The organism is Butyrivibrio sp. INlla21 (assembly GCF_900116875.1).
Classification (GTDB): domain Bacteria; phylum Bacillota; class Clostridia; order Lachnospirales; family Lachnospiraceae; genus Butyrivibrio.
The window spans coordinates 1-25,820 of record NZ_FPCC01000028.1 but is presented as its reverse complement, the minus strand read 5'-3'; the positions used below and the strand labels follow the sequence as shown (position 1 = coordinate 25,820).

General features: G+C 43.3%; 23 protein-coding genes. All 23 read left to right on the top strand.

The features are described 5' to 3' along the window. Positions 1 to 13: 13 nt before the first annotated feature. The 23 genes from recO (at position 14) to BM377_RS13290 (ending at position 25,572) form a co-directional block, all read left to right on the top strand. Complete coding sequence (gene recO, locus BM377_RS13400; RefSeq protein WP_092249517.1) at positions 14 to 661, top strand: DNA repair protein RecO; 648 nt, start codon at positions 14 to 16, stop codon at positions 659 to 661. A gap of 85 nt (positions 662 to 746) precedes the next feature. Beyond that, complete coding sequence (locus BM377_RS13395) at positions 747 to 1,385, top strand: hypothetical protein (RefSeq protein WP_092249513.1); 639 nt, start codon at positions 747 to 749, stop codon at positions 1,383 to 1,385. Between the two features lie 33 nt (positions 1,386 to 1,418). Then, positions 1,419 to 2,816, top strand: a complete 1,398-nt coding sequence (locus BM377_RS13390; protein ID WP_092249510.1) for a glycine--tRNA ligase — start codon at positions 1,419 to 1,421, stop codon at positions 2,814 to 2,816. A 30-nt stretch (positions 2,817 to 2,846) separates the two neighbouring features. Continuing rightward, positions 2,847 to 5,501, top strand: a complete 2,655-nt coding sequence (gene alaS / locus BM377_RS13385; RefSeq protein ID WP_092249507.1) for an alanine--tRNA ligase — start codon at positions 2,847 to 2,849, stop codon at positions 5,499 to 5,501. Positions 5,502 to 5,925: 424 nt separating this feature from the next. Further along, a complete protein-coding gene (locus BM377_RS13380) occupies positions 5,926 to 7,659 on the top strand; it encodes a methyl-accepting chemotaxis protein (protein ID WP_092249504.1) in 1,734 nt (577 codons plus the stop codon). Between the two features lie 201 nt (positions 7,660 to 7,860). Beyond that, positions 7,861 to 8,478: a TetR/AcrR family transcriptional regulator gene (locus BM377_RS13375; protein WP_092249501.1), complete on the top strand. Its 618-nt coding sequence runs from the start codon at positions 7,861 to 7,863 to the stop codon at positions 8,476 to 8,478. Beyond that, the gene (locus tag BM377_RS13370) at positions 8,471 to 9,241 is read left to right on the top strand and encodes a class B sortase (RefSeq protein ID WP_092249498.1); all 771 of its coding nucleotides are present in this window, start codon (positions 8,471 to 8,473) and stop codon (positions 9,239 to 9,241) included. The genes BM377_RS13375 and BM377_RS13370 overlap by 8 nt, the downstream gene beginning before the upstream one ends. A gap of 174 nt (positions 9,242 to 9,415) precedes the next feature. After that, on the top strand, positions 9,416 to 10,483 hold the full coding sequence (locus BM377_RS13365) for a metal ABC transporter substrate-binding protein (RefSeq protein ID WP_092249495.1): 1,068 nt from the start codon (positions 9,416 to 9,418) through the stop codon (positions 10,481 to 10,483). Between the two features lie 140 nt (positions 10,484 to 10,623). Then, complete coding sequence (gene rpsU / locus BM377_RS13360) at positions 10,624 to 10,800, top strand: 30S ribosomal protein S21 (RefSeq protein ID WP_013280615.1); 177 nt, start codon at positions 10,624 to 10,626, stop codon at positions 10,798 to 10,800. A 113-nt stretch (positions 10,801 to 10,913) separates the two neighbouring features. Next, positions 10,914 to 11,792, top strand: a complete 879-nt coding sequence (locus BM377_RS13355) for a metallophosphoesterase (RefSeq protein WP_092249493.1) — start codon at positions 10,914 to 10,916, stop codon at positions 11,790 to 11,792. Then, positions 11,782 to 12,531 carry a segregation and condensation protein A gene (locus BM377_RS13350; protein ID WP_092249490.1) on the top strand — a complete coding sequence of 250 codons (750 nt, stop codon included), beginning with the start codon at positions 11,782 to 11,784 and terminating at the stop codon, positions 12,529 to 12,531. The genes BM377_RS13355 and BM377_RS13350 overlap by 11 nt, the downstream gene beginning before the upstream one ends. A 5-nt stretch (positions 12,532 to 12,536) precedes the next feature. Next, positions 12,537 to 13,106 (top strand): SMC-Scp complex subunit ScpB, encoded by a 570-nt coding sequence (gene scpB / locus BM377_RS13345; RefSeq protein ID WP_092249487.1) that lies wholly within the window; start codon positions 12,537 to 12,539, stop codon positions 13,104 to 13,106. A 144-nt stretch (positions 13,107 to 13,250) separates the two neighbouring features. Further along, positions 13,251 to 14,681, top strand: coding sequence for an acyl-CoA carboxylase subunit beta (locus tag BM377_RS13340; RefSeq protein ID WP_092249484.1), 1,431 nt, complete (start codon positions 13,251 to 13,253; stop codon positions 14,679 to 14,681). A 17-nt stretch (positions 14,682 to 14,698) separates the two neighbouring features. Further along, a complete protein-coding gene (locus tag BM377_RS13335; RefSeq protein ID WP_177223889.1) occupies positions 14,699 to 15,526 on the top strand; it encodes an OadG family transporter subunit in 828 nt (275 codons plus the stop codon). A gap of 49 nt (positions 15,527 to 15,575) precedes the next feature. After that, a complete protein-coding gene (locus tag BM377_RS13330) occupies positions 15,576 to 15,938 on the top strand; it encodes a biotin/lipoyl-containing protein (RefSeq protein WP_092249479.1) in 363 nt (120 codons plus the stop codon). 50 nt (positions 15,939 to 15,988) lie between these two features. Beyond that, positions 15,989 to 17,131 (top strand): sodium ion-translocating decarboxylase subunit beta, encoded by a 1,143-nt coding sequence (locus BM377_RS13325; RefSeq protein WP_092249477.1) that lies wholly within the window; start codon positions 15,989 to 15,991, stop codon positions 17,129 to 17,131. A gap of 45 nt (positions 17,132 to 17,176) precedes the next feature. Next, positions 17,177 to 18,589, top strand: a complete 1,413-nt coding sequence (locus BM377_RS13320) for an oxaloacetate decarboxylase subunit alpha (RefSeq protein ID WP_092249475.1) — start codon at positions 17,177 to 17,179, stop codon at positions 18,587 to 18,589. A 131-nt stretch (positions 18,590 to 18,720) separates the two neighbouring features. Further along, positions 18,721 to 20,898: a glycogen debranching protein gene (locus tag BM377_RS13315; RefSeq protein ID WP_092249473.1), complete on the top strand. Its 2,178-nt coding sequence runs from the start codon at positions 18,721 to 18,723 to the stop codon at positions 20,896 to 20,898. Next, positions 20,891 to 21,496, top strand: coding sequence for a hypothetical protein (locus tag BM377_RS13310; protein ID WP_092249471.1), 606 nt, complete (start codon positions 20,891 to 20,893; stop codon positions 21,494 to 21,496). Before BM377_RS13315 ends, BM377_RS13310 begins: the two co-directional genes overlap by 8 nt. Before the next feature lie 18 nt (positions 21,497 to 21,514). Beyond that, positions 21,515 to 22,195, top strand: a complete 681-nt coding sequence (locus tag BM377_RS13305; protein WP_092249468.1) for a response regulator transcription factor — start codon at positions 21,515 to 21,517, stop codon at positions 22,193 to 22,195. Next, positions 22,179 to 23,705, top strand: coding sequence for a sensor histidine kinase (locus BM377_RS13300; protein ID WP_242948175.1), 1,527 nt, complete (start codon positions 22,179 to 22,181; stop codon positions 23,703 to 23,705). The genes BM377_RS13305 and BM377_RS13300 overlap by 17 nt, the downstream gene beginning before the upstream one ends. Positions 23,706 to 23,720: 15 nt before the next feature. Next, entirely contained in the window at positions 23,721 to 24,641 is a 921-nt protein-coding gene (locus BM377_RS13295; protein WP_092249465.1) for a hypothetical protein, read from the top strand. Positions 24,642 to 24,729: 88 nt separating this feature from the next. Beyond that, positions 24,730 to 25,572, top strand: coding sequence for a DegV family protein (locus tag BM377_RS13290; RefSeq protein ID WP_092249462.1), 843 nt, complete (start codon positions 24,730 to 24,732; stop codon positions 25,570 to 25,572). Positions 25,573 to 25,820: the final 248 nt, after the last annotated feature.

The window sequence follows — 25,820 nt, the reverse complement described above, 5'->3', positions numbered from 1 at the left end:
CGGTAATTTATTTATGGAAGATTTGGTAATCGTAAGAGGCATAGTTCTTAAGCATTCACCTACGGGAGATTACGACTGGGTCGTTACTATTTTTACTTCCGACAGAGGCAAGATAACCGCTTTTGCCAGAAGCGCACGAAAACCCGGAAGTAAGCTGGGCGGCTGTGTTGAACCGTTTTGTTTTGGAACTTTTAAGCTTTTTGCATCTAAGACATCATATACGATAGTCGAAGCCGATATAGATAATTTTTTTGAAGGATTCAGACAGAATCTTGAAGCGGCGTTTTACGGCACGTATCTTTTGGAGCTTGCAAGCTATTATACAAGAGAAAACAGCGAAGATGTCGAGCTATTAAATCTTTTGTATATTTCCTTGAAAGCTCTTTTGAATGAGAATATTCCGAACAGGCTCGTCAGATGTATATATGAGCTTCGCACTCTTGCAATAGAAGGAGAGTATCCGGGCATTCCGCAGGGACGGAACCTTCTTGAGGCAACGCAGTATTCGATGGATTATATAGTAAAAAGCCCGCTTGAAAAGCTGTATTCTTTTACCGTTAAGGATGAAGTGCTTGCGCAGCTGATCGCAGTAACGGACGAATATAGGAAAAGATTTATAGACAGACCGCTCAAGAGTCTTGAAATGCTTGAAGGTATTTGATACTTTATAAAGTTGAAAAAGAAAAACGATTTGGATATAATAACTTTGTTTGCGTAAAGACTGATATTTTGGAGAGAATTTAGTTATGACATTGATATCAGATAGAATTAAATCTACTGAAAAAGTAAAAAGACATTTTTCCAAGACCGCAGCATTGCTATGCATTGCTGTTTTTGGCATATTAATGAGTGCCTGCGGAAAAGATGATAATTCGACAAGAGTCGAAGTGTCAAAAGAAGGCGCTGTTAAGAGCGTTATCTATGAGGCTTTTGCTGAGCCCAACTATGATGTTAACGAGCTTACGGAGATGGTAGGCACCAAGGTTTCCGATTTCAATTCGGAGTATTTAAGTACCAAGGTGACGGTTGATTCTCTTAAGTATGATGAGGAGAAAAAGACTGTCAAGCTTGTTATGGATTATAACAGTGCAAATGATTATGCCGATTTTAACGAAGTTTCTTTCTTCTACGGTACTCTTACGGAGGCTGAGGAGAAGGGGTATACTGTGTCTGCCGATATGGTCGGAACAGGCGATGATAAGCTTCCCGACGACTGGAAAGAGCAGTACAAGGATAAGCACATAATTATCTGTGATGAGGCAGTTAAGGTAAAGGCTCCTTATAAGATTGACTATATTTCTAAAGATGTACAATTACTGAGCAAAAAAGAAGTTGTTCCTGCAGGCGAATCCGATGGAACTATGCAGCTTCTTCTTTCAAAATAAATTACTAATTAATTCGCAGGAATGGAGAAAGTTATGGAAAACAGTGCAAAGACAATGGAAAAAATTATAGCTCTTGCTAAGGGAAGAGGCTTTATTTACCCCGGCTCTGAGATTTACGGCGGACTTGCCAATACTTGGGATTACGGTAACCTTGGTGTTGAGCTTAAGAACAACGTTAAGAAAGCTTGGTGGCAGAAATTCGTTCAGGAGAGCCCTTACAATGTGGGAGTTGACTGTGCCATTCTTATGAACCCTCAGACTTGGGTAGCCAGTGGACATTTGGGAAGCTTTTCAGATCCTCTTATGGATTGTAAAGAGTGTCATGAGAGATTCCGTGCCGACAAGATCATTGAAGACTTTGCAGCAGAGAAAGGCATCGCTCTTGAAGGCTCCGTTGATGCTTGGAGCAATGAGAAGATGATGCAGTTCATCGAAGATAACAACGTTCCTTGTCCTTCCTGCGGTAAGCATAACTTTACCGATATCAGACAGTTCAATCTTATGTTTAAGACATTCCAGGGTGTAACGGAGGATGCCAAGAATACTGTATACCTTCGTCCCGAGACTGCTCAGGGTATCTTCGTAAACTTCAAGAATGTTCAGAGAACATCACGCAAGAAGATTCCTTTCGGTATCGGACAGATCGGTAAGTCATTCAGAAACGAGATCACACCCGGTAACTTTACATTCAGAACAAGAGAATTTGAGCAGATGGAGCTTGAGTTCTTCTGTGAGCCCGATACAGACCTTGAGTGGTTTGCATATTGGAAAGATTACTGCATTAACTGGCTTAAGAGCCTTGGCATGAAAGAAGATGAGATGAGAGTTCGTGACCATGAGAAGGAAGAGCTTTCATTCTACAGTAAGGCAACAAGTGATATCGAGTTCCTCTTCCCGTTCGGATGGGGTGAGCTTTGGGGTATCGCCGACAGAACCGATTATGACCTTACAAGACATCAGGAAACATCAAGCGAAGATCTTACTTACTTTGATGATGTTCAGAACAAGAGATACATTCCTTACGTTATCGAGCCTTCACTCGGTGCGGACCGTGTTGTTCTTGCATTCCTTTGCGGAGCATACGATGAAGAGGAAATCGGTGAGGGTGATGTAAGAACAGTTCTTCATTTCCATCCCGCTCTTGCACCTGTTAAGATCGGTATCCTTCCTCTTTCCAAGAAGCTCAACGAAGGTGCCGAGAAGATTTACAATCAGCTTTCCAAGAAGTACAACTGCGAGTTTGACGACCGTGGTAACATCGGTAAGAGATATCGTCGTCAGGATGAGATCGGAACTCCTTTCTGCATCACATACGATTTCGACTCAGAGACAGACGGCAAGGTAACCGTTAGATTCAGAGACAGCATGGAGCAGGAGCGTGTTGCCATCGACGAGCTTGAAGCATATTTTGCCGACAAGTTTACATTCTAAGACTTTCGGATAGAAGGAGCATATATTATTATGAGACAATTTACAGCCAATGAACTGCGCAAAACATGGAAGCAGTTCTATATAGATCGCGGACATGTTGATGTTGGAGCAGTTTCACTTGTATCCGACGGTTCAACAGGTGTTATGTTCAACGTTGCGGGTATGCAGCCTCTTATGCCTTATCTTCTCGGTAAGAAGCATCCTCTCGGAACAAGACTTTGTAATGTTCAGGGATGCGTAAGAACCAACGATATCGATTCCGTAGGTGATAAGAGCCACGTTACCTTCTTTGAGATGATGGGTAGCTGGAGCCTTGGAGATTATTTCAAGGAAGAGCGTTGCAAATGGAGCTTTGAGCTTCTTACACAGGTTTTCGGATTTGATGCGGATCACCTTGCAGCTACTGTTTTTGCAGGTGACGAGAATGCACCCAGAGACGAAGAGGGTGCTCAGTATCGTATCGCTTCAGGCTTTAAGAAAGAGAATATCTATTATCTTCCCGCCGAGGATAACTGGTGGGGACTTGAGTACGGCCCTTGCGGACCCGACTCTGAGATGTTCTATATAGCTGATAAGCCGGACTGCGGCCCTGATTGCGGACCCGGATGCTCATGCGGTAAGTACACAGAGCTTGGTAACGACGTATTCATGCAGTATGAGAAGCACCACGACGGTTCACTCACACCTCTTTCACAGAAGAACGTTGATACAGGTTGGGGACTTGAGCGTATCCTTGCTTTCCTTAACGGAACCAAGGACGTATATCAGGTGGATGTTTTCGTACCTGCAGTTCAGTATATTGAAAAGAATGCAAACGTTAAGTACAACGAGGATGAGAAGACAACAAGATCTATCCGTATCCTCGCAGATCATATTCGTACATCCGTTATGCTTATAGGCGATGAGAAAAAGCTCCTTCCTTCAAACACTGGAGCAGGCTATATTTTAAGAAGACTTATTCGTCGTGCCGTAAGACATGCGAGAGCTCTTTCTCTTAACAAGGATCAGATCCTTGGAATCGCAGCTATCTTTATCGATGAGGTTTATGCTGAGAGCTATCCTCTTCTTGTAAAGAACCGCGAGTATGTTCTTACTGAGCTTTCTCGTGAGATCGCTCGTTTTGAGAGCACTCTTGAGAACGGTATGAAAGAGTTCAAGAAGATCCTTGATAAGACAAGAGAAGAAGGAAAGAAGGAGATTGGAGGTAAAGACGCATTCTTCCTTTACGATACATACGGATTCCCTGTTGAGCTTACTGTTGAGCTTGCAGAGGAAGAAGGACTTCTTGTTGACGAGAAGGGCTTTGCTGAGTCGATGGAAGAGCAGAAGCAGAAGGCGAGAGACAATCAGAACTTCTCAGCTAATCTCGATGCAGGAAAGAACGTATTCGATTCACTTGATGAGTCCGTAACTTGTGAGTTTGTAGGTTATACAGAGCTTAACGCAGATGCCAAGGTTGTTGCCATCGCAGATGAGAACGGACTTGCCGAGGAACTTACAGAAGGCTCTAAGGGAACAGTTATCACAGACAAGACACCTTTCTACGGAACAATGGGTGGACAGATCGGTGATATCGGAACCATTACTGCTGACGGAACTGAGTTCAAGGTTGAAGAGACTATCCATGTTGCAGGCGGAAGAATTGCACATGTTGGTACTGTTGTAAAGGGAAGCATCAAGAACGGCGCAGCCGTTAAGCTTTCCGTAGATGCGGAAAACAGAGCAAAGACTTGCAGAAACCACTCGGCAACTCACCTTCTTCAGAAGGCCCTCAGAGTTGTTCTGGGTGACCATGTAGAGCAGGCCGGTTCATATCAGGATCCCGACAAGACAAGATTTGACTTTAGCCATCATCAGGCTATGACAGCCGAGGAACTTCAGAAGGTTGAAGATCTTGTTAATGAGAAGATTGCGGAGGCACTTCCCGTTGTTACTCAGGAGATGTCAATGGAAGATGCCAAGAAGACCGGAGCAATGGCTCTTTTTGGTGAGAAGTACGGCGATGTTGTAAGAGTAGTTAAGATGGGAGACTTCTCAACAGAGCTTTGCGGTGGTACACATGTTGCCAATACAAGCCACGTTGGAATCTTCAAGATCGTATCTGAGAGCGGTGTTGCCGCAGGCGTACGTAGAATAGAGGCTCTTACAGGCAGCAATGCAAGAGAGTATTACAAGAATACAGAGAATAAGCTCAATGAGGCTGCAAAGCTTCTTAAGGCTAATTCTTCAGATATCGCAGAGCACATCAAGAAACTTCAGGATGAGCTCAAGGCACTTAAGAGCGAGAACGAGTCACTTAAGAGTAAAGAGGCTCAGGCTGCTCTCGGTGATGTAACCGACAAGGTTGAGGAAGTTAAGGGCGTTAAGCTTCTTGCCGTATCACTTAAGGGTGTTGATATGAACGGACTCAGAGATCTCGGCGATCAGATGAAGACCAAGATTGGAGAGGGTGTTGTTGTTCTTATCTCAGAGTGTGATGGCAAGGTTAACCTTGTAACTATGGCTACAGATGAAGCTATGGCCAAGGGTGCTCATGCAGGAAACCTTGTTAAGGCTATCGCTCCCAAGGTAGGCGGAGGCGGCGGCGGTCGTCCCAACATGGCTCAGGCAGGTGGTAAGAATCCCGCGGGAATCGCTGATGCCATTGCCGAAGCAAAAACCGTTCTTGAGAGCCAAATTGGTTAAACAGTTGACTTTTCTATGAAAAAATGATATAAAACAAGTGTTGCAAAACAAATGTTTTTGTAGCATGCTTTTAAAGTTTTATTTCTATTTTTCTTTTTGCAAAAGCGTTGTTTGCGATGATTTTTTATGAGGTGAGGGTGGAATCGACGGATTCCCAGAAAAGGATGCCAGGAGAGGGGCATCCTTTTTTGGTGCCTTTATGATCATAAAAAGCTCAGTTTTTTCATGCTTGTCCCAATTATAAAATAATCATAAAATCATAATTGAATTATCGATATTGTGCGCCATTTGGGCATAATAATGCTATAATTTAATAAAATGATGCTCTATCATGTACAAATTCCGATAGAACGGTTTTATTTTCTTTATATTGTGTACAATTTAATGAGATTGGAAACAATTCTGAGAGGGAAAGGAGTATGACATGAAGAAAAACAAGGCAGGAAATAAGCATGGGCAGAAGCTTCTGATTAATGTTATCTTGATAGTTATTGTGGTTGTTATTTTGATAGCGGCTATATTAACTATTGTATCTTCGAATACTGTCAAGAAAACATACAACAAGCTTATTGTGGAAGAGCTTAAGGCAACCTGTGAGCATCTCTCCAGTGAGACGTGCGGACTTGAGAACGGTGCGGACTGGACGTATGTTGACGGCAGAGTCATCAAAGGCGAAGGGGATGTAACTGATGAGCTAAGCGGAATTCTTGATAAACTTCATGCTCAGACAGGCGTAGATTATACAATCTTTTACGGGGATACCCGTATCCTGACGACTATCATGAAGTCGGGAACAAATGAGAGACTTATCGGAACAAAAGCTTCCGATGCTGTAATAAAGGCAACACTTAACGGAAAGAACGATTATTATTCTACATCGCTTAAGATCGAAGGAATGCCGTATTACGGATATTACATACCTATCATCAATTCTGACGGTTCGGTATTTGGAATGGTATTTTCGGGAAGAGAAAGTTCGGATGTTAAGTCGGCAATCGCCGGTGCTACTTCTTCGATGATCATGCTTGCGATAATACTTACCATAATTATCTCGGCAGGCGGAATTTTCCTTGCGTTCAGAGTATCCAAGCAGATGCAGGGAATCGCAAAGCTTGTTGATGATATAGCAAGCGGATCTCTTAAGAATGATTTTGATGAAAAGATAATAGACAATAAGAACGAGATCGGCGCCATTGCAGAGAGTACATCACTGCTTAGCCAAAAACTCGGTGAGGTTATTTCCAAGACAAAAGATATGACGGAGAACCTTAATACTGCAGGGCAGGAACTGTCGGAATCTTCATCTCAGGCAGCCGCCGCTTCTTCACAGGTTACCGATGCTATCGGAGAAGTAAGTAAAGGAGCTGTTTCTCAGGCTGAAAGCGTTCAAAATGCAGCTGAAAGAACCGATACCATAGGAACTAATATAGATCTTATTTCCGAGAAGGTTTCAACATTGGATGAAGCCGCCAAAAAGATGCAGGAGAGCTGCGACAAGGCTACAAATGCTCTTGTGGATATCGTAACACAAAATACTGCTGTTGCCGAAGCGGTAAGTGAGATCGGAACTACGATAAATGCCACAAACAGCAGTGCAAACGAGATTGCCAGATTCTCGGATGCCATCAACGAGATCGCTTCTCAGACCAATCTTTTGTCTCTTAACGCTTCGATAGAAGCAGCAAGAGCCGGAGAAGCGGGCAAAGGCTTTGCGGTTGTCGCCGATGAGATCAGACAGCTCGCCGATCAGTCCAAGAACAGCGCCGATGAGATCAAGGCTATCGTAGAGAAGCTCCTTGAAGATGCACAGGCATCGGTAAAGGTTATGGATTCACTCAATGCAAGTATTACTTTGCAGGGTGAGAGCATAACTTCCACTCAGGACGACATGATCGAAATGTCTGAAAATGTTGGAGTTGTTACGGAGAATACAAGAAATATCACAGGTATGATCAATGCTCTGAACGATGCCAAGGTTTCACTTGTAGAGATAGTGCAGGATCTTTCAGCTATATCGGAAGAGAACGCTGCTTCCTCGCAGGAGACCAATGCATCCATGCAGGAACTCAATGCGACATTTGCAATAATCGATGAAGCGGCAAGAAAGCTTCAGGATCTTTCCGGAGAGCTTGAAGATACCATTAGCTACTTCAAATAAGCATAAATACTGCATTAGAAATCTTTTTCATCTCAAAAGGCTGCCCGGGCGCTCATAGTGACGTTCGGGTGGCTTTTATTACGCATATATTAACGGTAATAGGCGACAGTATGCATTGTTTTATCGATTTTATGCTATATAATGAAAGTGTGATTGTAGTAGGTCACCCACTTTTATAATAATTGAAGAGAGATTATTGTTATGCCCCCAAAACCAAGATTTACAAGAAAAGAAATGGTTGATGCAGGCCTTGAGCTTGTGCGCCAAAAAGGAGCTGAGGCTCTTACCGCCAGGGAACTTGCGGATGTACTCGGTTGCTCTGCAAGACCTATTTTTACTGCATTCGAAAATATGGATGAGCTCAGAGGCGAGGTCAAGAAAGCCGCCAAGGAGCTTATTTCAAGCTATGCGAACGAAGCGATGGAATATGATCCTCCGTTCAAAAAAGCCGGAATGCAGATTATTCTTTTTGCATCGAGAGAACCAAATCTGTTCAAGATGATCTTCATGTCGTCTTTTGACAAACCCACAAGTTTTGATGATGTGTTTACAAGTCATACCGGCAACAATAAGTTTGATGTAGTTATCTCAAAGGCTTATTCGCTGACGGCAATACAGGCGAGATATCTTTTTGAACATATGTGGGTTTACACATTCGGTATCAGCGTATTGTGTGCGCTCAACCAGTGTAATTTCAGCGACGCCGAACTTAGCAATCTTCTGGGTGTTGAGTTTTTGGCATTGCTTGATTATGTAAGAAAAAATGATGTTGAAAGACAGTTGGATCTTCCGGAAAGAGTGATGGCTAAGAATGCTTAAAGATAAAAAGATTAAAAAAATTCTCATAGCGATTCTTGTTTTCATAGTGATCTTTCAGCTTGTGAACTTGTATTTTGATCTCAAGAATTACAATGCAGCCAAGCAGGAATACGACGCTATAAGAACGGAATATGTAAATGATGCGTCTGTACAGTTTGTACCCGGTGTGGATTATCCGCATTTGGATATAAGTATGGATAAGCTTCGGTCTGTGAACGCCGATTTTACCGGGTGGCTTTATTTTCCGTATCTTTCGATCAGTTATCCTGTAGTTAAGGAAAAAGAGATTGATGAGTACATGCACAAGACCTTTGAAGGGACCTATAACAAGGCCGGGTGTTTGTACGAAGATGTGCTGAGCGATTCGTCTTTTTGCGGGAGGCATGACATTATATTCGGACATAATATGAAAGACGGATCGATGTTCGGATCGCTCAAGACTCTGTACGGATCGAAGGGCAGCTTTATGACAGGTGATAACGCAAGGCTCTACGTGTATACGGATGATAAGGTTTACGAGTATGAGGTTTTCGCATATTACGTAACTTCGAGTGGAAGCGGTGCTTACAGCGTAGTTGGGAGCGATAAGGAATATGATGATTTTATTTCTTTTATAAAGAGGAATAACATGATCAGCATTCCTTCCGATATTGATTTTTCAAGCAGGGGTTCGATACTTACCTTATCAACCTGTAACGGAAGTGTTGGAAGCGAGGGTAGATTCGTTATTCACTCCGTCAAGACGACTACCTGGGATAGATAGTGATAATAATTCTTATTCCAAAATGCAAACAATTTGCAAATGATATTGACAAGTGGTTTTTTGGTTGCTAAAATCAAAAACTGCAAGCGATTTGCAAATAAGTTGCATTTTTTGTTTGCGCTTTTTTAAATAAACACGCGTGCGATTATATATCAGACGGAGGAATAAGACATTATGAAAAAGAAACTTGCTCTTGTGATGGCTGCTATACTTGCTGTATGTACGTTTACGGCATGCGGAAACAGTAGTGCCACTGCAGATAGTGAAACACAGGGAACACTTGCTAAGCTTGACAGTGAAGCTGCAGCACAGGAACGATCTGAAGCAGAGGCTTCATCGGAAGGAAAGATCAGCATTGTAACGACTATTTTCCCTGAATACGATTGGGTTAAGAATATTGTCGGAGATGCTAAAGACAAAGCAGAGATCACAATGCTTCTTGATAACGGAGTCGATCTTCATTCTTATCAGCCCACAGCTGACGATATTATGAAGATTGCTTCTTGCGACATGTTTATCTATGTCGGCGGCGAATCCGATGAGTGGGTTGATGACGCACTTAAGGAAGCTGTTAATAAAGATATGGTTGTTATCAATCTTCTTGATGTTCTTGGCGGAAATGTCAAGGAAGAGGAAGTTGTAGAAGGAATGGAAGCCGAGGAAGAGGAAGAAGGCGAAGAAACTGAAGGAGAAGAAGAGGAAGTTGAGTACGACGAGCACGTATGGCTTTCACTTACAAATGCTTCTCTTATCTGTGATGCCATTGCTGACGGTCTTTCCAAGGTAGATGCCGACAATGCCGCTACTTACACTGAGAACGCCAATGCATACAAGCAGAAACTCAACAGCCTTGACGGAGAGTACAAGAGCGTTACTTCAGCGGCTGCAAACAAGACACTTCTTTTCGGAGACAGATTCCCTTTCAGATATCTTGTTGATGATTACGGACTTGATTACTACGCAGCATTTGTCGGATGCTCTGCTGAGACAGAGGCAAGCTTTGAAACAATCGCTTTCCTTTCCGGGAAGGTTGATGAGCTTGGACTTAAGAGCATCATGACTATCGAAGGACCCGATAAGAAGATTGCCGAGACAATTAAGAACAATACCAAGACTAAGGATCAGAACATCCTTACTATGGATTCAATGCAGGCCACAACTTCACAGGATGTGGCAAACGGAACTACTTACCTTTCTGTAATGCAGGCAAATCTTGATGTGTTAAAAGAAGCACTTCAGTAAAAAGTCTGAAAAATAATGCTTGACGCTTGAATTTTTTATGATATAATAATTCATGTTATGTGAGTTTTTAGGCTCAGATCATAATAAATAACCCAATCAGTCATGTACTTGAAGGGACTGAAGGGAGGGTAAGAGTAGAGATGTCAACTGTAGTAGTAAAAGAAAACGAGACTTTGGATAGCGCGCTTCGTCGTTTTAAGAGAAGCTGTGCCAAGGCTGGTATCCAGCAGGAGATTCGTAAGAGAGAACATTACGAGAAGCCTAGCGTTAGACGCAAGAAGAAGTCTGAGGCAGCTAGAAAGCGCAAATATAACTAAGTCAGATTTTTAAAAATCCTTGGAAAATTCCAAGGATTTTTTTTATCCCCGGAGTACGAAAGTATGCTAAAATATTCTTGCTGTTTTGAAATGCAAATTAAGGAAAAGAGATTATGCTTTTGTATATTATAATCGCTGCGATCGCGGCGCTTGTTATATTTTGTATCGCCATCATCTACCACGATACACACAACTTTGTTGTTCGCAGCTATGATATAGACACCGACAAGATAGACGGCGATCTTACGATTGCTTTTTTATCCGATCTTCACGGCTATGTTTACGGCGATAACAACGACAGACTTTTAAAGGCTATCGATGATATTGCACCCGACGCCGTGATGTGCGCGGGCGATATGTTTATCGGAATGAAGATCCACGGCAGGATCGAATATGAAGCGGGGCTCCATGTCCTGACGGAACTTGCCAAGAAATATAAGGTCTACATGGCCAACGGTAATCACGAAAAGAAGGTAAAGACCTTTACCAAGAAATTCGGTAATTTCTACGACAGATATAAAGATACTTTGAAAAGAGCCGGCGTCATCATCCTTGAAAATGACTCGGTCAACATGGAAGATAATAAGGTTCGCGTCACCGGACTTGATCTTCCTTTGGAGTATTTCAGAAAAATAAAGAAGAAGCAGATGGATACAGGCTATATCTCAAAGCTTGTCGGCTCTGCTTCCAAAGATAAATATCAGGTACTTATTGCGCACAATCCGCAGTATTTTCCCGAATATGCCGATTGGGGAGCGGATCTTTCGCTTGCAGGCCATGTTCATGGCGGTATAATAAGACTTCCTCTTCTGGGAGGAGTAGTTTCTCCCTCGATAGCTCTTTTTCCCAAGTATGACGGAGGAGAGTTTAAGATCGGAAGTAAGCGCATGATCCTTTCAAGAGGGCTTGGCACACACACTATCCATGTGAGGATGTTCAATCCCGGAGAAATTGATGTTATCAGATTACATGAGGTAAAAGATGTCACTTGAGATCAAGCTTCAGGTGTTTGAAGGACCGATGGACCTTCTTATGCATCTGATTGATAAAAACCAAATAGATATCTATGATATTCCTATCGTTACGATCACAGAGCAGTACATGGAATATATCAATGCGATGCACAAGGAAGATATGGAAGTTACCAGTGAATTCCTTGTTATGGCGGCAACACTCATCGATATCAAATGTAAGATGCTTCTTCCCAAGGAAGTCAACGAAGAGGGCGAGGAAGAGGATCCCAGAGCCGAGCTTGTCGAGATGCTTCTTGAGTACAAGATGTACAAGTATATGGCTTACGAACTCAAGGATAGGCAGATGGACGCCGACATGCAGTGGTACAGACAGAAAGATATCCCGAAGGAAGTTCGCGAGTTTGAGGTTCCGATAGATTTTTCGGATCTCATCGGAGATGCCACTTTGAGTAAGCTTAACGCGATATTCCAGGATCTTTTGAAAAGACAGGAAGACAAGGTCGACCCTATCAGAAGTAAGTTCGGAAATATCGAGAAGGAAGAAGTCGACATGGACGCCAAGACGCTTTATATCAAGGCGTACATAAGAGAGCACAAGAGATTCAGCTTCAGAAGTCTTCTTGAGAAGCAGCACAGCAAGACCGAGATCATCGTTACTTTCCTTGTTATGCTTGAGGAGATGAAGCTTGGCGAGATAGAAATCGAACAGGAAGATACGTTCGGAGATATAATAATTACTTCGAGAAAGGCAAGTTAAAAGATATGACGAGTAGAGAAGGCGCAGCTATTATAGAAGCCATTCTTTTTGCAATGGGAGATTCTGTTGAGATAAGCACATTGTCCAAGGCAATGGAGGTAAGTGTTAGAGAGGTCAAGGACCACATCGATTATCTCAAGAACAAATATGAACAGGACGACAGCGGAATTGGGCTTATCGAGCTTGATAATGCCGTTCAGCTCTGCACCAAAAAGGAGATGTACGAGTATCTGGTAAAGATAGCCAAGACTCCCAAGAAGGCAGTGCTTACCGATTCGCTTATGGAGACTCTGTCTATCATAGCCTACAAGCAGCCGATCACAAGACTTGAGGTTGAGAAGATAAGAGGTGTCAACAGCGATCATGCCGTAAACAGGCTTGTTGAGTTCGGGCTGGTAAAAGAGCTTGGAAGGCTCGACGCGCCGGGAAGACCTCTTCTTTTCGGAACGACGGAAGAGTTCCTTAGAAGCTTCGGAGTTCGCTCTCTTGAAGAGCTTCCGACAATAGGCACCGTACAGGTTGAAGAATTCAAGGCTCAGGCCGAAAAAGAGATAGATGTAAAGCTTGATATTTAAGTGGTTTAAACAGTGGGAAAACGCCGAAAAAATTGTGCGTTTTCCCTTTTTTTTTGGTGCTTTTATGTTATACTATACTCTGTGTTAAGTTGCGTTCATTTTAGGAATAAGCATTACTTAAATATATTTACGGAGGTTAAAAAAATGAGTAGTTCTTCACAAGCGAGCATAAGAATTAACTCTTTGCTCGACGAAAACAGTTTCGTTGAAATCGGTGCTCTTGTGACAGCCAGAAACACGGATTTCAATCTGAAACAGGAAGAAACACCATCAGACGGAGTTGTTACCGGTTATGGTGTTATCGACGGTAATCTGGTTTATGTATACAGCCAGGATGCGTCTGTACTTGGCGGATCTATTGGCGAGATGCATGCTAAGAAGATCGTTCGCCTGTACGAACTTGCAATCAAGACAGGATCTCCTGTTATCGGTCTTATCGATTCAGCGGGACTTCGTCTTCAGGAGGCAACAGATGCGCTCAATGCATTTGGCGAGATTTATCTTAAGCAGGTGGAGGCATCAGGCGTTGTTCCTCAGATCACAGCTGTTTTCGGATCATGTGGTGGCGGACTTGCTTTGATTCCTTCCATTACAGACTTTACTTTCATTGAGTCATCAAAGGGTAAGCTTTTCGTTAACTCACCCAACGCTCTTGAGGGTAATTATAAAGAGAAATGTGATACATCAAGCGCTGATTGGCAGAGTGCCAACACAAGCAATATTGATGTAGTTGCCGATGAGGCATCAATCTATGCTCAGATCAGAGAACTCGTTTCTATCCTTCCTTCAAACAACGAGGACGGAGATTCATACGAGGAGTGCTCTGACGATCTCAACAGAGCATGTGAGAATCTTGACGGCGCAGTAGCCGATCCTTCAGTTATCGCCAGACAGATTTCAGATAACGGAATTTTCTTTGAGACAAAGAGAAACTTTGCAAAAGATATGGTGACAGGTTTCATCAGACTTAACGGAGCAACCGTAGGTCTTGTAGGTAACCGTACAGCCGTATACGACGAGAACGGCAAAGAAGCAGAGAAGTTTGAAGATAAGCTTTCCGCAGGTGCTTGTGAGAAGGCTGCAGAGTTCGTTAACTTCTGCGATGCTTTCGATCTTCCTGTTCTTACATTTACAAATTCTACAGGCTTTGTTTCATGCCAGTGCAACGAGAAGCGTGTTGCCAAGGCCGCAGGAAAGCTTGTTTATGCACTTGCCAATGCTACAGTGCCTAAGGTTAACGTTATCACAGGCAAGGCTTTCGGAAGTGCTTATGTGATCATGAACTCCAAGGCTATCGGAGCAGATGTTACTATCAGCTGGCCTGATGCTCAGATCGGAACAATGGATGCTTCCATCGCCGCTAAGATCATTTGCGACGGTAAGGATGCAGACACTGTATCCAAGACAGCAGCAGAGTATGCACAGCTTCAGAACAATGTGAAGAGCGCAGCTGCAAGAGGATATGTAGATGAGATCATCGAGGCAGCCGACACAAGAAAGTATGTAATCGGCGCTTTCGAGATGCTTTTTACAAAAAGGGATGAGCGTCCTGCCAAGAAACACGGCACAGTTTAATGAAGGGAGCACTCAAAATGAAGCATAAAATATTAGTTTTGGGCGTTATGCTTAGCTGCCTTCTTTGCTTTACCGGTTGCGGTGAGCAACAGGATGCCAAGAACAGCATAGATACAAACAGATATGCGCCCGAGCAATTCAATGACGATTCAATGAGATATGTTGTGAATTATTTCGAGAACGATTCTTTTGAAAAATGGTTCTTGAGTGATATCACTCCCGAGAATTTCGAGAAAGAACTTTATCTCAAGATCGCACCCGCATCTGAGAATGATGATCAGTACAATGTTATCCGCAAGGGTTATGATAGCTGGTACAAAGCTGTAGATCAGATCGGATATAACTCTTTGGAGACTTTGGAAAACGATATCAATGTGTCCGATGTTACATACAATATGAATAACAAAGGACAGCTTGTTGTCACAGGTATCGTTGAGGGAACCAAGCATAAAGCCGAAATGGTAATCTACATGGACAACAGATTTAATGTTACCGACATCGGTGTTACAGCAGAGAAGACACTCGGAGAGAAGCTCGAGAATGCCGGACTTAATACACTCATGGGAATGGGAATGGCATTTTCAATCCTTATCACGATTTCACTTATCATCTGCCTGTTCCCGTTGATACAGAAGCTTGGAACCAAGAATGATAAGAAGACTATCGCAGAAAAGGCTATCGACAACACAGTTGGTCAGATCGCCGAGAAGGAAGATCTTTCTAATGATGCAGAGCTTGTTGCTGTTATCGCAGCTGCAATCGCCGCATACGAGGGAAGCGGAAGCACAGACGGTTTCCGTGTAAGGTCTATAAGAAAAGTTAACAGTAATTGGAAAAAATTCTAATATAAGCATCGTACACATCAGATTTTGATGTGTGATGAAAGGAGATACAATGAAGAACTATACAATAACCGTAAACGGAAACGTATATGATGTAACAGTAGAAGAAGGCGCAGGAAGCGCAGTAGCATCTGCTCCTGCAGCAGCTCCCGCAGTTAAGGCTCCCGCAGCACCCGTTAAGAAGGCAAGCGCAGGCGCAGGTTCTGTAAAGGTTGAGGCCGGTGCAGCAGGTAAGGTACTTAAGGTTAACGCAAGTGTTGGCCAGGCAGTTAAGAAGGGTGATACAGTTATCACACTTGAGTCCATGAAGATGGAGATCCCTATGGTTGCTCCCCAGGACGGAACAGTTGCCAGCATCGATGTAGCTGCAGGTGATGCAGTTGAGGCAGGAACAGTTCTTGCAACTCTTAACTAATATAGACGTCAGAGAATCATAAATTGTTTAAACAGAAATGAGGATAAAAAATGGATTACGTAGTTAATACATTAACCAATCTCTGGCATCAGACAGCTTTTACAACAATGTCACCGGGAAACTACATCATGGTAGTTGTTGCCCTTGTATTTTTGTATCTGGCTATTGCCAAGGGATTTGAGCCTTTGCTTTTGGTACCGATCTCATTCGGTATGCTCCTAGTTAATATTTATCCGGACATTATGGCAGCTCCCGCAAACGGCGCTGCAGGTGGACTTCTCCATTATTTCTATATCTTGGATGAGTGGGCAATCCTTCCTTCACTTATTTTCATGGGTGTAGGTGCGATGACTGACTTCGGTCCCCTTATTGCCAATCCTATAAGCTTCCTTATGGGTGCAGGCGCACAGTTCGGAATTTTCGCAGCTTACTTCATGGCTATAGCATTCGGCTTTAATGATCAGCAGGCTGCGGCAGTATCAATCATCGGTGGTGCTGATGGACCAACATCCATCTTCCTTGCATCCAAGCTTCATCAGACTTCAATTTTGGGACCTATCGCGGTAGCAGCGTATTCATATATGGCGCTCGTTCCCATGATCCAGCCCCCTATCATGAAGCTTCTTACAACCAAGAGGGAGAGAACCATCAGAATGCAGCAGCTTCGTGAAGTAACTAAGCTTGAGAAGATTCTTTTCCCTGTTATAGTTACTATCGTTGTAAGCATGATACTTCCCACAACAGCACCCCTTATCGGTATGCTGATGCTCGGAAATATCTTCAGAGAGTCAGGCGTTGTTCGTCAGCTCCAGGAGACAGCTTCCAATGCACTTATGTACATCGTAGTTATCCTTCTCGGAACTTCTGTTGGTGCTACAACAAGTGCTGAGGCTTTCCTTAATAAGACAACTTTTATCATAGTTGTTCTCGGACTTATTGCATTTGCTTTCGGTACTGCGGCAGGATGTCTTTTAGGGAAACTGCTTTGCTTTATCACGAGAGGCAAGATCAATCCGCTTATCGGTTCTGCGGGCGTATCTGCCGTTCCTATGGCAGCCCGTGTATCTCAGAAGGTTGGAGCTGAATACGATCCTTCCAACTTCCTTCTGATGCATGCTATGGGACCTAACGTTGCCGGTGTTATCGGAACAGCGGTTGTTGCCGGTACATTTATGGCGGTATTCGGTGTATAAACATCGGACAATGATTTTTGAATAATCAGAAAGGATATTACAGATATGGCAGATATGGTAAAGAAACCAATTCGTATCAATGAGACAGTTCTCCGTGACGCTCATCAGTCCCTTATCGCGACTAGAATGCCTACAGAGATCATGCTTCCCATCATTGAGACAATGGATCAGGTTGGATATAACGCAGTAGAGTGCTGGGGCGGTGCTACATTCGACGCTTGCATGAGATTCCTTAAGGAAGATCCTTGGGAGAGACTTCGTAAGTTAAGAGCAGGCTTCAAGAACACTAAGCTTCAGATGCTCCTTCGCGGACAGAATATTTTGGGATACAAGCATTATCCCGATGACGTTGTTGATTACTTCGTTCAGAAGTCAATCGCCAACGGTATCGATATAATCAGAATTTTCGACTGTCTTAACGACCTTAGAAACCTTGAGGCTTCAGTTAAGGCATGTAAGAAAGAGGGCGGCCACGCACAGATCGCTCTTGCATACACACTTGGTGATGCATACACAGAAGAGTACTGGATGAATATCGCTAAGGATATCGAGTCTATGGGTGCAGATTCTATCTGTATCAAGGACATGGCAGGACTTCTTCTTCCTTATGAGGCAGAGAAGCTCGTTAAGGCTCTTAAGAGCGCTACAAAGCTTCCTATCGACCTTCATACACACTACACTTCAGGTGTTGCCAGCATGACATACATGAAGGCAGCTGAGGCAGGTGTTGATATCATCGACTGCGCTATTTCACCTTTCGCACTCGGAACATCACAGCCCGCTACTGAGGTTATGGTTGAGGCATTCAAGGGACAGCCTTTCGAGACAGGTCTTGATCAGAAGCTTCTTGCTAAGATCGCAGATCACTTCAGACCTTACAGAGAGGAGTGCCTCGCTAGCGGACTTATGGATCCTAAGGTTCTTGGCGTTAACATCAAGACTCTTATGTATCAGGTTCCCGGCGGAATGCTTTCCAACATGGTTAGCCAGCTCAAGGAGCAGAACGCAAGCGACAAGTACGACACAGTGCTTGAGGAAATCCCTCAGGTTCGTAAGGACTTTGGTGAGCCTCCGCTTGTTACTCCTTCTTCACAGATCGTTGGTACACAGGCTGTTATGAACGTACTTATGGGTGAGAGATACAAGGTCGCTACAGACCAGACCAAGGATCTCCTTGCAGGTGAGTACGGTAAGACAATCAAGCCTTTCAACCCCGAAGTTCAGAAGAAGATCATCGGAGACAGAGAAGTTATCACATGCAGACCTGCAGACAAGCTTGAGCCCGGACTTAAGAAGTTCGAAGAGGACGTTAAGCAGTGGAAGCAGCAGGATGAGGACGTTCTTTCATACGCACTCTTCCCTCAGGTTGCAACAGATTTCTTCAAGTATCGTATGGCTCAGCAGACATCTGTTGATGTTTCCGAAGCTGATACCAAGAACGGCGCTTACCCTGTTTGATCAATTTGATATTTATCGCCTCATGGTTTATGCCATGGGGCGATTTTTTTACATTTCCTACAACGGCTGTTTTTCGTTAAACAGCCGTTTTTTTCACGGATATTTAATAAATAATGTGGTAAAATTAAATCATGGGTGAGTATGGAAAAAACAGATTCTCTAAAAAGAAGAATAATGTAGATCTGCATGATGCCGAGGTGCTTGGTAAGGATGCGGTAAACCGCGAACTCGTCTGGCTTGATGAGGTTAACGGCTACAAGATCCGCCCCGGTCTCTACAGCATGTACGGTGCAACTATGCTTGCTGAAGGTATCGTGAATTTTACCGTTTATTCCAATGGAGCTACATCCATAACGCTGAACTTTTATCACAGAGGTGAGGATAAGCCGTTTACGGAGCTTCCTTTCCCTGAGAAGTATAAGATAGGCAAAGTGTATTCCATGATCGTTTTTGACCTTGATATTGAGGATTTGGAGTATAACTATAGCGTTGACGGTCCGTGGGAGCCTGAGAAGGGTCTTTTGTTTGATAAATCTCATAAACTCCTTGATCCGTTTGCCAAAGCGGTATCGGGCCAAAGAATATGGGGAGAGACCTCTTATGCGCAGGGCGATTACAGAGCCAGAGTCGTGAGAGAGAACTTCGAGTGGAATGTAACCAGAAACCCCGAGATTCCCATGTGCGATTCTATCATCTATGAGATGCACGTCAGAGGCTTTACCAAGGATAAGTCTTCGGGCGTTACTCACGGAGGTACTTTTGAAGGGATAAAAGAAAAAGCGGATTACCTTAAAAAACTGGGTATAACCGCCGTTGAGCTTATGCCCATTTTTGAGTTCGACGAGACCAGGGATAAAAGAATGCATGACGGGAAAATGCTTCTTGATTACTGGGGATATAACACCGTAGCCTTTTTTGCCCCGAATACAAGTTATGCTTGCGAGGCTGAGCATAACCAGGAGGGACTTGAGCTTAAGCAGATGATAAATGCGCTTAAGGCCAATGATATTGAGGTTATCCTTGACGTTGTATTTAACCATACATCGGAAGGTAATGAGCAGGGACCGTTTATCTCTTTTAAGGGATTTGACAATAATATCTATTATCTTTTGACACCGCACGGAGAGTATTATAATTTCAGCGGATGCGGCAATACCATGAACTGTAATCATCCGATGGTTCAGGAGTTTATAGTCCAGTGTCTGAGGTACTGGGTTGAAGAATACAGAGTTGACGGGTTCAGGTTCGATCTTGCAAGTATTCTAGGAAGAGATCAGGACGGTGCTCCGATGGACAGACCGCCTCTTCTTCAGCGTATTGCTTACGACCCGATTCTCGGTGATGTTAAGCTGATCGCGGAAGCGTGGGATGCGGGCGGTGTTTATCAGGTCGGTAATTTCCCTTCCTGGAAGAGATGGGCGGAATGGAACGGTAAATACAGAGACGATATCAGGTCTTATCTTAAAGGCGATATCTGGGCTGCACCCGAGGCTGTTAAGCGTCTTACGGGTTCTATGGATATGTACGGCGGATCGTATCTGGGATACGAGTCATCGGTTAATTTCATTACCTGTCATGACGGCTTTACACTATATGATCTTTATTCTTATAATGGTAAGCATAACGAGGCAAACGGCTGGGATAACACTGACGGTGCCAATGACAACAGGAGCTGGAACTGCGGAATAGAAGGTGATACCGACGATCCGGGTGTCCTTGATCTCAGATTCAGGATGATGAGAAATGCCATAACCGTTCTTATGTGCAGCAGAGGAACACCGATGCTGACTGCGGGAGATGAGTTTGGCAACACTCAATTTGGCAATAATAATGCATATTGTCAGGATAATGAGATATCGTGGCTCGATTGGAGCCTCATAGAAAAGAACAGGGACTATTTTGATTATTACAGGAACATCATTCAGTTTAGAAGAAAGCATCCCTGCATAAGGAAGGATCTTTCGCCTGCAAAGTGCGGACTTCCTTTTATCTCGGTGCATACGGAGAATCCCGACAACGGTAACATAACCAAGGATTCCAGAGTGATCTGTGTCAGATATGCCGGTTACTATGATAAAAAAGGACATGATGATATAGTATATATTGCGATAAACGCTTACTGGGAAGATATTCAGATCATGCTTCCCGGAGCGCCTGCAGGTGCATATTGGACACTTTGCGCCGACACGGGTGATGAAGATGGTAAGTATTACTACAATCGTCCGAAGCCTTTGGCATACAGAAACAAAACTCTTAAGGCTAGGAGCGTAAGCGTCTTTACCTTAGCGTACGGAGCAGAATATGGCTGATAATAACAATTCAGGCAGTAATTTCATAGTTGGCGGTTATGAATTCTTAAATGAGGAAGACGCACAGAAGGCGTCTATGGATGAATCCAAGATAAAGCTCTTGGAAGCAAGAGTAAATGCCAGCCGCCCAAACGACATAAAGGCAGTATATGAGAAGGCTATAGAGAATAAGATATTTAAGTCTCCGATAGGATGGCAGTATCTTATGAAACTCAGAGCCAAACTTATTGAGAGCGGTTTTACACAGGACGACCTCATTCCCATACCGCTTAATGTCACTTTTACAAGACATTCGGCCTTTGAAAATATGGCGGTCAAGCAGAGGGTCAAACCTCAGAAAGAGGATACCGGAGCGGATTTTGGAAAGATCTTTTCCATAATTCTCAATATAGTTCTGGTGATACTTGTAATAGTAATGTTTGTCATCGCTTCAAAGAGCGACAGCGACAATATTATAAACTATAAAAGAAACATAACGAATCGCTATTCGGCTTGGGATGAAGAACTCAAAGAGAGGGAAAAAGCGGTTCGAGAAGCAGAAAAAAAACTTGGCATCGAAGCACCACAGCGGTATGATGGTGATATTGGTGAAGACTGATTTAGGAGGAACTATACAGTGGATGACTTGAAGATTTTGGTGGTGGATGATGAGAGCCGTATGCGCAAGCTCGTCAAAGACTTTCTTATAAAAGACGGATACATTGTTCTTGAGGCCGGCGACGGTCAGCAGGCACTTGATATGTTTTACGAGGATAAAGATATAGCTCTTATTATTCTCGATGTCATGATGCCCAAAAGAGACGGATGGGAAGTTTGCAGGGAGATTAGAAACAATTCCAAAGTACCGATCATTATGCTCACCGCTAAGTCAGAGGAGAGAGATGAGCTCCTTGGATTTGAACTTGGTGTTGATGAATATATTTCTAAGCCTTTCAGCCCCAAGATACTTGCGGCGAGAGTTTCCGCGATACTTAGAAGAACCAACCAGGCTGTCAACAATCAGGTAATGGAAGCAGGCGGGATCACTATTAATAAAGTGGCTCACAGTGTATTTGTTGACGGCAAAGAAGTTGATCTCAGTTATAAAGAGTTTGAGCTCCTTAGCTTCTTTTTCGAAAATAAGGGAGTTGCTCTTTCAAGAGAAAAGATACTTAATAACGTGTGGAACTATGATTATTTCGGAGACGCACGTACTATAGATACGCATGTAAAAAAACTAAGAGGCAAGCTTGGCAACAAGGGTGACCTTATCAAGACGATCTGGGGAATGGGGTACAAGTTTGAAACAAACCAGTGATACCGGCTATAAGAAAAAGATAACTCATTCTATACGTCTTGAGATCAGTTTGGCGTTCCTTATGACCATGATCATCGCGTTCGGCTTTTGTATTATCATGAATGTTCTTTTCATGGAAAAATACTATGTAAAAGACAAGATCGACACGATCATGCAGGCATATGCAAGCACGCAGGCTGCTATCGCAAGCGGAGAAGATATCTCATCCGCGGCTTTCGATAAGAATATCAGTGAGATATGCGAACGTTCCAATATTGAGATGCTGATAGTCGAGCTTAGGACAAGTAATGTCAAAGCTTCGTCCAAATCAGAGAGTAGTAGTGATGCCATGAAGCTCGTACTTCTTGATCTGCTCACTCACAATCTCAGTACCAAGAACAAGATCAAACATATCGAAAGCGGCGAGAACTATACGCTGCAGGTAGATACAGATGTAGAGACCGGAACAGAGTACCTTGAGATCTGGGGCGTTGTAGAAGATACTTATGTTGTTTTTGTAAGAACCGTTGCACAGAGTATCAGAGACAATGTTAAGATTTCCAATACTTTCATGGCAATGACGGCGTTTACAGCTTTGTCTATCGGTGCGATACTTGTTCTTTTTATATCTAAAAAGGTTACAGCCCCGATCCAAAGGCTTTATCATATCTCCGATGAGATGAAGAAGCTCAACTTCGAGGCGAAGTTTGAAGATGAAGGTAAACATAAAAATGAGATAGATATTCTCGGACAGAACATGAACGAATTGTCTGAGATACTTGAAGCATCGATCAAGGACCTCAAGACCGCCAACATAGCTCTGAGGCAGGATATTTCCAAAAAGGAAGAGATCGATGAAATGAGAAAGGAATTCCTTTCCAATGTTTCTCACGAGCTTAAGACTCCCATAGCGCTTATTCAGGGCTATGCAGAGGGCCTAAAAGAGGGTATCAATGACGACGAGGAGAGTAAAGACTTTTACTGTGAGGTCATAATGGATGAGGCGTCCAAGATGAATATCATGGTAAAAAAGCTCCTTACGCTCAATCAGCTTGAATTTGGAAATGAGAATGCGACTATGGAGCGATTTGACATTGTTGAGCTCGTAAAGAACTATGTCAAATCCGCGGAGCTTCTTGCAAGACAGAAGGAAGCAACCGTTAAGATCGGAAATTATAAGCCGATATTTGTATGGGGGGATGAATTTAGAGTAGAAGAGGTATTGCAGAACTATTTCAGCAATGCTCTTAACCATATAGGCGGTGAGAAGATAGTGGATATCAAGATCACCGAGAAAGAAAACAAGGTGAGGGTATCTGTGTTTAACACGGGTAATCCCATTCCCGAAGACAGCTTGAAGCATATCTGGGATAAGTTTTACAAAGTCGACAAAGCAAGAACGAGAGAGTACGGCGGAAGCGGCGTGGGCTTATCCATAGTTAAGGCTATAATGGAGAGTATGAATCAGGATTACGGCGTTATCAATTACGACAACGGCGTTGAATTCTATTTTGAACTCGAGACCAAATAATATGAGGGAAATCTTATGAGTGTGAAAAAGTATTTGGGACTTGCTTTGATAATGAGTGCTTTACTTGCTCTGACAGGGTGCGGAGAGAAATTTCCGGCTTTGACGCAGGAAGAATATGACCAGACCGTGGAATATGCGGTAGGTCTTTTAATGAAATATTCCAATAACGGAAAAAGTAAGCTGACCTACGTCGATCCCGTTATCGCGCAGGAGATCATCGAACAGCAGAAGCAAGAGCAGGAAGAAGAGATGAAGGATGCTTTTGCGGACATCGGCCCAAGAGCATTTGATACATCTGATGAAGGAAGTTCTTCTTCCTCAGAAGATGAAAACGCTTCAAACGAAGGTTATTCGGATGGCGAAAGTGAAGCTTCAGAAGGCAAAAGCGGAAGTGATGACGGAACGGAAGGAAGCTCGGGCGATGAGAATAAAAAGTCTTCCGGCGATGAACAGTACGCTAGCGAGAGCGGCGAAGGAGGTTCAGAGCAGGGTTCGGGCGGTGATTCCGACGCTGTTGTTATGTCAGACGATGAATCAAGAGAGATAATGGATGATATTTTCCTGTCATATCAGGGATATTCCATTTCAAAAACATATCCGGAGAGTTCCAAGAGCTATGTAGTTAATTCCGATAAGGGAAAGAGACTACTCGTACTTAGATTCGATCTATATAATGCATCGGACAACGCCAAGAGTGTAAATATGCTCAAGCTCAATCTTTTGTTCCAGATTGTTTTAAACGGAAAGAATCTCGGATACACTTCGGTTACGTTCCTGCCCAATGACCTGTCATCGTATATTGGCACCATTGATTCCAGGGCGCATGAAAGTCTGGTCGTTCTGACACAGATAGATGAAAAGAATACAACGAACGTTGAGACTTTGGAACTTATAGTCACTAAGGACGGCAAGGATACAAAGGTATTGCTTAGGTAAAAGAAACCTGATAAAGGATAATAATAAAAAGAAAAAGGCCGAGTCTATCGGCCTTTACTTTTGCACATGACACAAGGAGATGGCTATCATGGTAAAGATAATTGCAGACAGCACATGTGATCTTTCAAAAGAACTTATAGAAAAATATGACATCGCGATCATTCCGTTGTATGTAAGACTCGGAGACGAGGAGTATCTTGACGGAGTGAACATAACACCCGAAAAGCTCTATGAATGGTCGGATAAGACAGGGCAGACGCCAAAGACAGCGGCTGCTTCCGTTACTGACATCATGGATAAGATAAAAGAAAATGAGGCTGATGAGTACGTTATCTTTACAATATCCTCATCAATGTCCGCGAACTACTCCAATTGCAAGCTAGCTGCGCAGGAGCTTGATATGGAAGATAAGATCAAGGTTATTGATTCTCAGAATCTTTCTACAGGAATAGGGCTTCAGGTTATTGAAGCCTGTGAGATGTCACGTGCGGGGAAAAGCGCTGCCGAGATAGAGGAATATATTCTTTCTCTCAGATCAAAGGTCAGGGCTAGCTTTGTAATAGATACGCTTACATATCTGTACAGGGGCGGAAGGTGTTCGGGCCTTGCGGCTTTATTCGGAAATGCCCTTAAGCTTCATCCGAGGATCGCGGTAAAAGACGGTGCCATGGGACCCGAGAAGAAGTACAGAGGACTTCCGAAAAAGTACATCATGGACTATGTAAAAGACATGGATGAAGCGTTTAAGAATGCCAAAAAAGACAGAGTGTTTATCACACATTCCGGATGCGACAAAGACATCGTTGAAATGGTGCGCTCATATTTGAGTGATCTCGGGCACTTCGACGAGATACTTGAAACCCGCGCGGGAGGCGTTGTTTCTTCACATTGCGGCCCCGGAACTTTGGGCGTTTTATTCATCGAAAAATAAAAACTGCAAAAAAATCTAATTTTTTTGAAAATAGTTGTTGACATGGATGATACGCAGTGATATATTTATATTCGTTGCTGATGCAGACAGAAATGCTGCAAACGCAGTGCTGGAGCGGGTTTTAGGCTCCTTGTACCTTGACAAATAAACAGTAATGCAACCCTGAAAAATTCCAAGAGAATAATTCAGAACAAATTAGTAAATTAACGGACAGAACAAAAGCCAAGCTTAGTTTTGACCGGATCAAC

Bases quoted from the DNA above. Each gene is read 5' to 3' on its own strand.
- BM377_RS13355 (WP_092249493.1), top strand. From the start codon at position 10,914: ATGCTTTTGTATATTATAATCGCTGCGATCGCGGCGCTTGTTATATTT.
- rpsU (WP_013280615.1), top strand. From the start codon at position 10,624: ATGTCAACTGTAGTAGTAAAAGAAAACGAGACTTTGGATAGCGCGCTT.
- BM377_RS13350 (WP_092249490.1), top strand. From the start codon at position 11,782: ATGTCACTTGAGATCAAGCTTCAGGTGTTTGAAGGACCGATGGACCTT.
- BM377_RS13335 (WP_177223889.1), top strand. From the start codon at position 14,699: ATGAAGCATAAAATATTAGTTTTGGGCGTTATGCTTAGCTGCCTTCTT.
- BM377_RS13310 (WP_092249471.1), top strand. From the start codon at position 20,891: ATGGCTGATAATAACAATTCAGGCAGTAATTTCATAGTTGGCGGTTAT.
- BM377_RS13375 (WP_092249501.1), top strand. From the start codon at position 7,861: ATGCCCCCAAAACCAAGATTTACAAGAAAAGAAATGGTTGATGCAGGC.
- alaS (WP_092249507.1), top strand. From the start codon at position 2,847: ATGAGACAATTTACAGCCAATGAACTGCGCAAAACATGGAAGCAGTTC.
- BM377_RS13390 (WP_092249510.1), top strand. From the start codon at position 1,419: ATGGAAAACAGTGCAAAGACAATGGAAAAAATTATAGCTCTTGCTAAG.
- BM377_RS13340 (WP_092249484.1), top strand. From the start codon at position 13,251: ATGAGTAGTTCTTCACAAGCGAGCATAAGAATTAACTCTTTGCTCGAC.
- BM377_RS13325 (WP_092249477.1), top strand. From the start codon at position 15,989: ATGGATTACGTAGTTAATACATTAACCAATCTCTGGCATCAGACAGCT.
- scpB (WP_092249487.1), top strand. From the start codon at position 12,537: ATGACGAGTAGAGAAGGCGCAGCTATTATAGAAGCCATTCTTTTTGCA.
- BM377_RS13370 (WP_092249498.1), top strand. From the start codon at position 8,471: ATGCTTAAAGATAAAAAGATTAAAAAAATTCTCATAGCGATTCTTGTT.
- BM377_RS13330 (WP_092249479.1), top strand. From the start codon at position 15,576: ATGAAGAACTATACAATAACCGTAAACGGAAACGTATATGATGTAACA.
- BM377_RS13295 (WP_092249465.1), top strand. From the start codon at position 23,721: ATGAGTGTGAAAAAGTATTTGGGACTTGCTTTGATAATGAGTGCTTTA.
- BM377_RS13320 (WP_092249475.1), top strand. From the start codon at position 17,177: ATGGCAGATATGGTAAAGAAACCAATTCGTATCAATGAGACAGTTCTC.
- BM377_RS13290 (WP_092249462.1), top strand. From the start codon at position 24,730: ATGGTAAAGATAATTGCAGACAGCACATGTGATCTTTCAAAAGAACTT.
- recO (WP_092249517.1), top strand. From the start codon at position 14: ATGGAAGATTTGGTAATCGTAAGAGGCATAGTTCTTAAGCATTCACCT.
- BM377_RS13380 (WP_092249504.1), top strand. From the start codon at position 5,926: ATGAAGAAAAACAAGGCAGGAAATAAGCATGGGCAGAAGCTTCTGATT.
- BM377_RS13395 (WP_092249513.1), top strand. From the start codon at position 747: ATGACATTGATATCAGATAGAATTAAATCTACTGAAAAAGTAAAAAGA.
- BM377_RS13365 (WP_092249495.1), top strand. From the start codon at position 9,416: ATGAAAAAGAAACTTGCTCTTGTGATGGCTGCTATACTTGCTGTATGT.
- BM377_RS13315 (WP_092249473.1), top strand. From the start codon at position 18,721: ATGGGTGAGTATGGAAAAAACAGATTCTCTAAAAAGAAGAATAATGTA.